Source organism: Oxalobacteraceae sp. CFBP 8761, assembly GCA_014841595.1.
GTDB lineage: Bacteria > Pseudomonadota > Gammaproteobacteria > Burkholderiales > Burkholderiaceae_D > Telluria.
The window spans coordinates 1-2,722 of sequence record JACYUE010000011.1; the positions used below are offsets into that span (position 1 = coordinate 1).

The window sequence follows — 2,722 nt, forward strand, 5'->3', positions numbered from 1 at the left end:
AGTGTGAAAGTAGGTTATCGTCAGGCTAGTTATATAGAAAAGCCCCACTCAGTGACCTGAGTGGGGCTTTTCGCTTTGCGCGATCGATACCGTATCGAACGTCAAGATACACCGATATCATTGTCAAACCACACCGACCCAGCAAGGACATCACGATGAACGTCTACCTCGCGGTAATCGACACGATGGCAGATTGGGAGATCGGCTACCTGACGGCCGAGCTGCATAGCCGGCGCTTTTTCCATGATCCGGGGATGACATGCAATCTGGTCAAACTCGGCGTGTCACTGGATGCTGTGCACAGTATGGGTGGCATTCGGTACGTACCTGACATAACAGTCGATCGTATTCAACTGCATGCCAACGATCTGCTCCTGCTACCTGGCGGCGATATCTGGGCGACGCCATTTGTCAGGCCACTGCTGGAATTGGCACGAGATGCCCTCGATCAGGGACACAATGTTGCCGCCATTTGTGGCGCGACTGTTGGCCTTGCCAGCACCGGTGCGCTTGACCGGCGTCGCCATACCTCCAACGACCTCGGATCCTTGCAAGCTGCTTGCCCTGCGTACACCGGGCAGTCGCACTACCGTCATAAACCGGCAGTTCGCGGCGACAATCTGATTACCGCGAGCGGTCTGGCGCCGCTGGAATTCTCATATGAAGTGCTGAAGATGCTCAAGGTGTGGCGGCCGGCGACGGCAACCGCCTGGTACCGTCTGCACAAGACGCGGCAGGCATGCTGGTACCACGAGCTGGTCGCGTCGATGTCGCCTGATGCCCAGGAGTCCCTGCCCGGATAGGCGCAGCATCCTTCCCGCTGGCTTCAGGGGACGCGCGCGAAGTCGATGTCAGCATCGATGCCGCCGTCGAATTTCAGCGCATGCTGCACGTGCTGGAAGCGGACGACCTGCCGCGCTTTGCCGATAAATTCAAGGGTCTGCTCAACAAGAACACGATCCGCGAGATCGCCGGTTTCCAGTCGCAGCTCAAGCGCGAGCGGGTCGACACCATCAACGCGTCCCTGCATGCGATCGACTACAACCCGAACCGGTATATCGCCCTTGAAGCGGCGCCAAGCCTGGACGCCGACCTGCGCGACTTCCAGCAGGACCTGCGCAGTTGCACCGAGGGCTCGCTTACCGGATCGGCCGACGAGGAATATACCGAGGCGAAGTTCTTGCAGGTGCGGCGCATCATCGAACGTTTTCGCGGTCGCGAAGGCAGCGCCGAGATGGATCGGCGCTGGACCCGCAAGGTGACCGACGTGCGCAACTGGTTCGTGTTCTCGGCGTCCGAGCGCTGGCGCGAAGACGATCGCGAGCACGAGCACTACACGGATGCGGGCTGCAAGTCCGGCGGCCAGAAAGAAAAACTGGCCTACACCGTGTTGGCGGCGAGCCTGGCGTACCAGTTCGGCCTCGAGTAGGGGGCGGAGCGCTCACGGTCGTTCCGCTTCGTTGTCATCGACGAAGCGTTCGGCCGCGGCTCGGATGAGTCGGCGCGCTATGGACTGGAACTGTTTCGCCGCATGAACCTGCAGCTGCTGATCGTCACGCCGCTGCAGAAAATCCACATCATCGAGCCTTATGTCGCCGGGCTGGGGTTCGTGCATAGCGAAGAAGGGCGTCAGTCGATGCTGCAGTAACTGAGCATCGAGGCGTACCGCGCCGAACGTGGGACGCGCGCGTGATGAGCGGGCCGCGCACAGCCTGGTCGACGCCTGCCGACATCGTCGCCGGCGTGCAGCGGCTTTGGGACAGCGGCGCCTTGCTCGCTACGCGCCTCGATAACGCCCCGCTGTTCCCGTACGAGCTTCGCCTGCGCCAGCCCGGTGTCACCGTCATGGGCGAGCAGTTCGAGCAGGTGCGCAGCTGGGGCGCCATGCTCAAGGCAGGCAGCCGCGCGGAGCAGGGGCACGGCTATGACCTGACGTGGCGCGACATCAACCATCGCCAGCTGGGCCGCAACAGCATCCCGTTTGCGGCGGTGATTGACACCGAGGCCGAGGCGCTTCGCATGATTGGCCGTGCCCGTGACGCGCGCCAGTTCGATACGTTGGCGGCCCACACGCTGGCATCCTTTCCTCAGCTGTACGCGTGGGTACGCAGTCATCCGCGCAAACTGCTCTATCGCAGATCGATTGGTTGCGTGACCGCGATATCGCGTATTGGGGCGACATCGATACCCACGGGTTCGCAATCCTTGAGCGCCTGCGTGCGGCCTTGCCAACGGCGCGTTCCCTGTTGATGGATGCGGCGACCTTCCAGGCGCATCGCCACCTGTGGGACAGCGAAGATGCCGATAAGCGTTTCACGGGGGAGCTGGTCCGGCTCACGGATGACGAGCATGCGCTGTATGACATGCTGCGAGATAACATTCTGGGCGAGCGGCTTTGCCTGGAGCAGGGGCGAATTGCTTATGGATGGGGTGACCGACGCAATTCAATATCGATAACATGATTGCCTTGCGGGCTGGTCGTGCGTTTGTTATAGTCTCGCTCCCTCGACGCAGAAGCATTCAAATGGATGCAGCAGCGAAGAGGAAAGAAAAAAAGAAGTTGACGAACATCGCAAAACACCGCATACTCTCTCTTCTCTGCTGCTGACGAACACAACGCTTCGAAGCAAATGGCAGAAAATGCAGCACCGAATAAAGTTCTTTAAAAATTAACAGTCGATAAGTGTGGGCGTTTGATGAAGGTGCCAAGAACTTCGGTTCT

The 2,722-nt window shown here is 60.0% G+C and carries 1 protein-coding gene and 2 pseudogenes; all 3 read left to right on the forward strand.

Annotation, left to right across the window (positions count from 1 at the left end):
• Positions 1 to 155: 155 nt before the first annotated feature.
• Positions 156 to 803 (forward strand): DJ-1/PfpI family protein, encoded by a 648-nt coding sequence (locus tag IFU00_22805; GenBank protein MBD8545112.1) that lies wholly within the window; start codon positions 156 to 158, stop codon positions 801 to 803.
• Positions 804 to 811: 8 nt separating this feature from the next.
• A pseudogene (locus IFU00_22810) lies at positions 812 to 1,648 on the forward strand (ATP-dependent exonuclease SbcCD, C subunit-like protein).
• 44 nt (positions 1,649 to 1,692) lie between these two features.
• Positions 1,693 to 2,462: pseudogene (locus IFU00_22815) on the forward strand (hypothetical protein).
• The last annotated feature ends 260 nt before the right edge of the window (positions 2,463 to 2,722 follow it).